Origin of the sequence: Nostoc favosum CHAB5714, assembly GCF_020829495.1 — a bacterium.
GTDB lineage: Bacteria > Cyanobacteriota > Cyanobacteriia > Cyanobacteriales > Nostocaceae > Nostoc > Nostoc favosum.
In genome coordinates this window covers 1-8,010 of sequence record NZ_JAIVFQ010000175.1, presented here as the reverse complement: position 1 = coordinate 8,010, position 8,010 = coordinate 1, and the positions used below count along the sequence as shown (strand labels likewise).

The 8,010-nt window shown below is 45.0% G+C and carries 9 protein-coding genes; all 9 read left to right on the top strand.

The genetic code is table 11. The features are described 5' to 3' along the window. Positions 1-243 (top strand): ribosomal eL19 family protein (locus tag LC586_RS38775; RefSeq protein WP_229491123.1); only part of this gene is annotated, 243 nt, incomplete at its 5' end. Positions 244-619: 376 nt separating this feature from the next. Next, positions 620-1,669, top strand: a complete 1,050-nt coding sequence (gene fbp, locus LC586_RS38770) for a class 1 fructose-bisphosphatase (RefSeq protein WP_229491122.1) — start codon at positions 620-622, stop codon at positions 1,667-1,669. A gap of 307 nt (positions 1,670-1,976) precedes the next feature. Further along, on the top strand, positions 1,977-3,122 hold the full coding sequence (gene tal, locus LC586_RS38765; RefSeq protein ID WP_229491121.1) for a transaldolase: 1,146 nt from the start codon (positions 1,977-1,979) through the stop codon (positions 3,120-3,122). 24 nt (positions 3,123-3,146) lie between these two features. Next, positions 3,147-3,317, top strand: a complete 171-nt coding sequence (locus LC586_RS38760) for a histidine kinase (protein WP_229491120.1) — start codon at positions 3,147-3,149, stop codon at positions 3,315-3,317. Then, complete coding sequence (gene zwf, locus LC586_RS38755; protein WP_229491119.1) at positions 3,310-4,839, top strand: glucose-6-phosphate dehydrogenase; 1,530 nt, start codon at positions 3,310-3,312, stop codon at positions 4,837-4,839. Before LC586_RS38760 ends, zwf begins: the two co-directional genes overlap by 8 nt. A gap of 232 nt (positions 4,840-5,071) precedes the next feature. Beyond that, positions 5,072-6,421, top strand: coding sequence for a glucose-6-phosphate dehydrogenase assembly protein OpcA (gene opcA, locus LC586_RS38750; RefSeq protein ID WP_229491118.1), 1,350 nt, complete (start codon positions 5,072-5,074; stop codon positions 6,419-6,421). Between the two features lie 146 nt (positions 6,422-6,567). After that, positions 6,568-6,828, top strand: a complete 261-nt coding sequence (locus tag LC586_RS38745; protein ID WP_229491117.1) for a BrnT family toxin — start codon at positions 6,568-6,570, stop codon at positions 6,826-6,828. Then, entirely contained in the window at positions 6,818-7,048 is a 231-nt protein-coding gene (brnA, locus tag LC586_RS38740; protein ID WP_229491116.1) for a type II toxin-antitoxin system BrnA family antitoxin, read from the top strand. The genes LC586_RS38745 and brnA overlap by 11 nt, the downstream gene beginning before the upstream one ends. Positions 7,049-7,154: 106 nt before the next feature. Beyond that, the coding region (locus tag LC586_RS38735) for a cobyrinic acid a,c-diamide synthase CobB (RefSeq protein ID WP_229491115.1) at positions 7,155-8,010 on the top strand (856 nt) is incomplete at its 3' end.

Here is an 8,010-nt window from a genome sequence, read left to right as displayed (position 1 = left end):
GCTCCCGTTAAGTCGGAAGTGGCTCCCGTTAAGTCGGAAGTGGCTCCCGTTAAGTCGGAAGTGGCTCCCGTTAAGTCGGAAGTGGCTCCCGTTAAGTCGGAAGTGGCTCCCGTTAAGTCGGAAGTGGTTTCCGTTAAGTCTGAAGTGGTTCCCGTTAAGTCTGAAGTGGTTCCCGTTAAAACTGAAGTGGTTCCCGTTAAGTCTGAAGTGGTTCCCGTCACGACTGATATCATGTCCGCTTGATTACTTAGAACCTCTTGCAAAAGTCCCTAACACCCCACCCCCAACCCCTCCCCGCAAGCGGGGAGGGGAGCGTTTGCGTCAGCAAATGCGGGGTGGGGTTCTTTATTTTTGATTTATGCAAAAGGTCTTTACTAAACTACAAGAACCCCAAAGAGCCAAAGCTACGCTCCGTCTCCCCTCTACGGTGTACACACAAGTCGAAGTAAACTACGTATCTAGGGTCTGAGTGCAGGAGTCACTGAAAATTCATTTCTTTAGTTTATCTAAAGTCGCATCTAAGTTATCAAATTACCTTTCTAAGATAGAAGCAGCAACCATAAGTTGCCATACACGACTAAAACCCAATTAACAGCTAGTGGCTGCGGAGAACATAAAAATGGCTAAAGCGCCAGATTCAATAGAATCGTCTATCAATGAAATTACAGACAAATCCCTAGATCGTGATTGTACAACCTTATCGCGTCACGTCTTACAGCAACTTCAAAGTTTTTCGCCAGATGCACAGGATTTAAGTGCGCTGATGAATCGCATCGCCCTGGCCGGCAAACTGGTTGCTCGCCGCATGAGTCGCGCTGGTTTAATGGAAGGTGTTCTCGGATTTACTGGGGAAGTTAATGTCCAAGGAGAATCCGTCAAAAAGATGGATGTCTATGCTAATGATGTATTTATCTCAGTTTTTAAGCAAAGCGGCTTAGTCTGTCGCCTAGCTTCTGAGGAAATGGAAAAACCCTACTATATCCCGGAAAATTGCCCTATTGGTCGCTATACCCTGCTGTATGACCCAATTGATGGCTCATCCAACACTGATAATAATCTCAGCTTAGGTTCCATTTTCGCCATTCGCCAACAAGAAGGAACTGATAGCGATGGTAAGGCAACTGACCTCCTCACCGACGGACGTAAGCAGCTTGCTGCTGGATATATTCTGTATGGGCCCTGCACAATGCTGGTTTATACTATAGGTAAGGGCGTTCATTCCTTTGTCCTTGATCCCAGCTTAGGAGAATTTATTCTCACAGAAGAAAATATCCGAATTCCTAACCACGGCTCTGTTTACAGCGTGAATGAGGGTAACTTCTGGCAGTGGGAAGAATCGATTCGAGAATACATCCGCTACGTTCATCGCACAGAAGGCTACAGCGCTCGTTATAGCGGCGCAATGGTGAGCGACATTCATAGAATTTTGGTTCAAGGCGGCGTGTTTCTCTACCCAGGCACAATTCAAAACCCAGAAGGTAAATTGCGCTTGCTTTATGAAACTGCTCCTCTAGCCTTTTTGATTGAACAAGCAGGCGGTCGCGCCACTACAGGATTGGTAAATATCTTGGATGTGGTGCCAAAAAAATTGCATCAACGCACACCTTTAATTATTGGTAGCAAAGAGGATGTAGCAAAGGTGGAGTCTTTTATTCAAAACGGACACTAGAAGACAATTCGTAATTCGTAATTCGTAATTCGTAATTACTGTTACGTAAGGGTTTTAGACGTTTTATAAGAGTGACTTATTTCTTCTGTGCTGTACTCTCATCTGCCATTAATTAAAAGTTAATCATGGTGATTTAAGATTGGCAATGCAGAATAGCACTTCTTGAAGATGTATTAAAGATTATCTCAGCTGGCCGATGCGATAAGTGATTGGCAACGCCACAATTCAAAAGTAAGCATCAAATTTTGATGGGTTTTGCCAACTTACTTAGAAACATCACTATACAGGAGTGAAACAAATTAGAGCTATGTCTACCAATCATTTACTAGAAATTAACCAATACGGTCAAAGTATCTGGATGGATAATTTGAGCCGTGACATTATTCAATCAGGCGAACTCAAAGAACTAGTTGAAAATCAAGGCATCTCTGGGATTACCTCTAACCCAGCTATCTTTGAAAAAGCGATCGCAGGTAACGTCATTTATGATGCCGATATAGAAGCCGGAGTTCGTGCTAACTTACCCATAGACAAAATTTACGAATCCCTAGTTTTTGCAGATATCCGTTATGCATGTGATATTTTACGCCCTGTTTATGAAGCCTCGAATAGACTAGATGGTTATGTGAGTATTGAAGTACCGCCAACTATCGCCCATGATACTGAAGCAACAATAGCTGAAGCCCGACGCTATTTCCAAGAAATTGGTCGGGAAAATCTGATGATTAAAATTCCCGGTACAGAACCTGGTTTGCCAGCAGTGGAGCAGGTAATAGCCGAAGGGATGAATGTTAATATTACGTTGCTGTTTTCTGTAGAAAGCTACGTAAACACAGCTTGGGCATATATTCGTGGCTTAGAAAAACGGCTGGCTGAGGGCAAAGACATTAGTAGAATTGCTTCAGTCGCTAGCTTCTTCCTCAGCCGGATTGATAGCAACATTGACGCCAAAATAGATGCTAAGTTGAAAAAAGGCGTTGATGATATTTCTGTGGAAGCAAAGCTAAAAGCTGTTAAAGGAAAAGTAGCGATCGCTAACGCTAAGATTGCATACCAGGAATACAAGAAAATTATCGAGAGCGATCGTTGGAAAGCCTTGGCAGAAAAAGGGGCCACAGTACAACGGCTACTTTGGGCTAGTACCAGCACCAAAGACCCCCACTACAACGATGTGATGTATATCGAAGAGTTAATTGGGCGAGATACCGTTAACACCGTACCACCAGCGACGATAAAAGCTTGTGCCGATCATTGTAACGTAGGCGATCGCTTAGAAACAGATGTAGATAATGCTTACACGCTGATCGAAAACCTCAAAGATCCCGACATCAACATCGATCTCAATGCCGTAATGGATGAACTGTTAGTTGACGGTATTGACAAGTTCATTCAGCCCTTCCAGTCCTTGATGAACTCTTTAGAAGACAAGATCAAGGTATTGTCACCAGTGTAGGGGCTGGGGAGTGGGGAGTGGGGAGTGGGGAGTGAGGGAGATGAGGGAGATGAGGGAGATGAGGGAGACAAGGGGAATAGCCAATGCCCCATGCCCCATGCCCCATGCCCCATGCCCCATGCCCCATGCCCCATGCCCAATCCCAAATCCCAAATCCCAAATCCCAAATCCAAAATCCAAAATTCCTATGGTTAGTCTGTTAGAAAATCCCTTGCGCGTTGGTCTGCAACAACAAGGGATGCCCGAACCCCAGATTATAGTTATCTTTGGCGCTTCTGGTGATCTCACCTGGCGCAAACTAGTGCCAGCACTTTACAAATTGCGGCGAGAACGGCGTATACCCCCAGAAACTACCATTGTCGGCGTAGCACGTCGAGAGTGGAGCCATGACTACTTCCGTGAACAAATGCAGAAGGGCATGGAAGAGGCACATCCTGATGTCGATTTAGGGGAACTTTGGCAAGACTTCTCTCAAGGTCTGTTCTACAGTCCTGGGGATATAGACAATCCCGAAAGCTACAAGAAACTGAAAACTTTATTAAGTGAATTAGACGAAAAACGGGGCACGCGAGGTAATCGCATGTTCTACCTCTCAGTTGCCCCTTCATTCTTTCCCGAAGCGATTAAGCAGCTAGGAAGCGGGGGGATGCTAGAAGATCCCTACAAACATCGTCTAGTAATTGAAAAACCCTTTGGTCGGGACTTGGCTTCTGCCCAAAGTCTTAACCAAGTGGTACAGAAATATTGCAAAGAACATCAAGTATACCGCATTGACCACTACTTAGGTAAAGAAACAGTCCAGAATTTGCTGGTGTTTCGCTTTGCCAATGCGATTTTTGAACCCTTGTGGAATCGTCAATTTGTTGACCACGTGCAAATTACCGTGGCAGAAACCGTGGGAGTGGAAGACCGGGCTGGTTACTATGAAAGTGCCGGCGCACTGCGGGATATGTTGCAAAATCACCTCATGCAACTTTACTGCTTAACGGCAATGGAAGCACCCAACGCAATGGATGCCGACAGCATCCGCACAGAAAAAGTGAAGGTACTCCAAGCTACTCGTTTAGCTGATGTTCACAATCTGTCGCGGTCAGCAGTCCGTGGTCAGTATAGTGCTGGCTGGATGAAGGGTCAAGCAGTGCCAGGGTATCGGACAGAACCAGGCGTTGACCCCAACTCCACCACACCCACATACGTAGCGATGAAGTTTTTGGTAGATAACTGGCGCTGGAAAGGTGTTCCTTTCTACTTGCGTACCGGAAAGCGGATGCCGAAAAAAGTGAGTGAGATTGCCATTCACTTCCGCGAAGTTCCATCTCGGATGTTTCAATCGGCCGCCCAACAGACAAACGCCAACATTTTGACGATGCGGATTCAGCCAAATGAAGGTATTTCCCTGCGTTTTGATGTCAAAATGCCGGGGGCAGAATTCCGCACCCGTTCCGTTGACATGGACTTTAGTTATGGTTCCTTTGGCATCCAAGCAACATCCGATGCCTACGATCGCTTATTCCTTGATTGTATGATGGGCGATCAAACATTGTTCACACGGGCGGATGAAGTAGAAGCAGCTTGGCAAGTAGTAACACCAGCCCTTTCCGTTTGGGATGCACCCGCCGATCCTAATAATATTCCCCAGTATGAAGCCGGTACTTGGGAACCAGCAGAAGCAGAACTCTTAATTAACCAGGATGGCCGTCGCTGGCGCAGACTGTAGAAAGTTAGGAGTGATGAGTTAGGAGTGATGAGTTAGGAGTGATGAGTTATGAGTAATGAGTTAGGAGTGATGAGTTTTTGAGTTAAGAATTTCAGTTGTTATAACTCCTAATTCCTAACTCCTAACTTCTAATTCCTAACTTCTAACTCCTAACTCCTAACTCCTAACTCCTAACTCCTAACTCCTAACTCCTAAATTATTCAACAAACAAAGCTGACAACTCAAAACGACTATGGCTCTCCAAGCTTCTACAATTTTCTCACTCCAGGCACCGAAAGATATTTCGCTTAACGAAATAGATGCCGAACTCAATCAAATTTGGCAAAGTTACGGTATTCCTGGCGAAGACGGTGGACTTCCCAGTGCTACTAGGGCAACTACATTTACTCTAGTGGTCTACGAACCAGAAGAAACTCAGTATTTGTTGGCTGCTTTGGGATTTTACAACGGCCCAATTGATGGGATTTTAGGCCCACAGATGGTGGCAGCATTGCGGGAAGTCCAAAAGAAACATAATCTGCCAGAAAGTGGAACAGCAACACCAGAAACTCTGACTGTATTACGAGAAGAATTCGCTAAAGGTCAGCGAGGAGAACATGCTGCTGCTGGGTTAAATAGCGGCAGCCCCAGAATTGCCGATGAAATCGCTCTCCGCAACCCCTGCCGCATCATTGCGCTATTTCCCATTGCTGGCGAAGATGAAGGGGTTAAGGCTCAAGTTTCTGCCTATTGCCCCATCCAAAAGCAATCGTCAAGCACACTTATCTGTTGCGAATACATCACTCTCAGTGGAACTGCTGCTGCCTTAGAACGCATCGGTGGTATGATTCCGGCCTTGTTGATTGGCGGCTTGCCAAAGTTTCTCTGGTGGAAGGCAACACCAGACCCTAACAACGGTCTATTCAAGCGCCTAGCAGCAGTTTGCAATAATGTGATTGTAGATTCTTGCAACTTCAACGAGCCAGAAAGTGAATTACTCCGCCTAGAAGAGTTGGTAGAAACGGGTGTACCTTTAGCTGACTTAAACTGGCGTCGTCTCGCATCATGGCAGGAATTGACAGCTGAGGCTTACGACTCACCTAACCGTCGCGCCGCCCTCAAAGAAATTGACCGCGTTACGATTGATTACGAAAAAGGCAATCCCGCCCAAGCTTTGCTGTTTTTAGGTTGGCTGGCAAGCCGATTACAATGGCAGCCAGTTTCTTATGAAAAGGAAAGCGGTGATTATGACATCACTCGCATCCGTTTTATTGCTCAAGAGCAGCGACAAGTAGAAGCAGAGTTAGCAGGAGTTCCGGTTGCTGATGTGGGCGATATTGTTGGCGACTTGATTGCCCTGCGCCTCAGTTCGACAAATCCCCAGGCAGACTGTGGTACAGTTATCTGCTCAGAAACTGGTGGTTGTATGCGGATGGAAACCCACGGTGGCGCTCAATCTGCCGGTCTGTTTCAACAGGTAACTTCACTTTCGGAACAAAAGGCGGAAGCTTTGCTGAGTCAGCAGGTGCAACGCTGGGGCCGTGAGTCACTTTTTGAAGAAAGCCTGGGAGTGACAGCAAATATTTTCAAATTGGCGAATTAATTTAGACCTAACCCCCCTACCCCCCTTCCCGACGCGGGAAGGGGGGAATTTTTTTAATTATTAAAGTGAATGGCAAGGAAAATTTAATTTATAAAGTAGTGAAGATTGTCTATTAAAATATTTTGTATCTTTGTTAAAAAAGAATTATGGAGTTTGAATTTGACCATAACAAAAGTGCAATTAATAAAATTAAACATGGCATTGATTTTATTGAAGCACAGAAACTTTGGACAGATGCAAATTTTATTGAAATCCCCGCACGCACAACAGATGAGCCTCGGTTTCTAGTTATTGGCAAGATTGCCGGAAAATATTGGTCAGCAGTCATTACTTATCGTAGTGATAAAATAAGAATTATTTCTGTTCGTCGCTCTCGTGCTGAAGAGGTAAATATTTATGAAAGCTGAAGAATTTGATGCTAAGTTCGATAATGGAGAAGATATTACGGAGTTTATAGACTTATCTAACGCACATCGCCCAGGCTATGAGCAAAAAAGAGTTAATATTGACTTTCCCATTTGGATGATTGAAGCCTTAGAACATGAAGCCAAGCGTTTAGGAGTGACATCTGATTCTATTATTAAATTATGGCTGGCTGAACGTCTTGATAAAATTATTACTGATTAGCATAAAAGCAATGATGTTCATAAAATAAATATTTTTGTTTGACTTTGATTTAATTTAATCTTATTAACATAGCCGACTATTTAGTTTAACCAATCAACAATTATTCATGTCTGTAATCATTGCTGGAGAACGTAGTGGGGTGGGCAAGACAACAGTTACGCTCACCCTTTTAGCATCTTTACGTCGTCGCGATCGCCTGGTGCAATCTTTCAAGGTAGGCCCAGACTACATTGATCCGATGTTTCATCAACATGTAACTGGTCTTCCTTGTCGCAATTTAGACCCAGTGTTGACTTCCGAAGCCTACGTTCAGCAATGTTTTGCCCATCATAGCCAACTGAGTGAATATGCCCTAGTCGAAGGGGTGATGGGGTTGTTTGATGGAATTTCGTCATTAGTCATTAGTCATTTGTCATTTGCAAAGGACAAAGGACAAAGGACAAATGACAAAGGACAAATTACTGATTTTGCGAGTACAGCACACATCGCGCGGCTTTTAGATTTACCTGTGGTGTTGGTGATTGATTGCAGTCGTTTATCTGGTTCTGTAGCTGCGATCGCTCACGGCTATCGGTCTTTTGATCCCGGAATTAAAATAGCTGGGGTAGTATTAAATCGGGTGGGAAGCGATCGCCATCTCTCTCTACTCAAAGATTCTCTTGAACCCTTACAATTACCTATTCTCGGTGTGCTGCGGCGTCAAGATAACATCACAATTCCCGATCGCCATTTGGGTTTAGTCCCCACAGCAGAACTCCCCGAACTCAATGCTTTAATTAATCGCCTCGCCGATTTAGGAGATACCTGCTTCGATTGGCAACGGCTATTACCCCTGTTAAAATCAAACCCTCTCCCTCATCCCCCTCATCCCCCTCATCCCCCTCATCCCCCTCATCCCCCTCATCCCCCTCATCCCCCTCATCCCCCTCATCCCCCTCATCCCCCTCATCCCCCTCATCCCC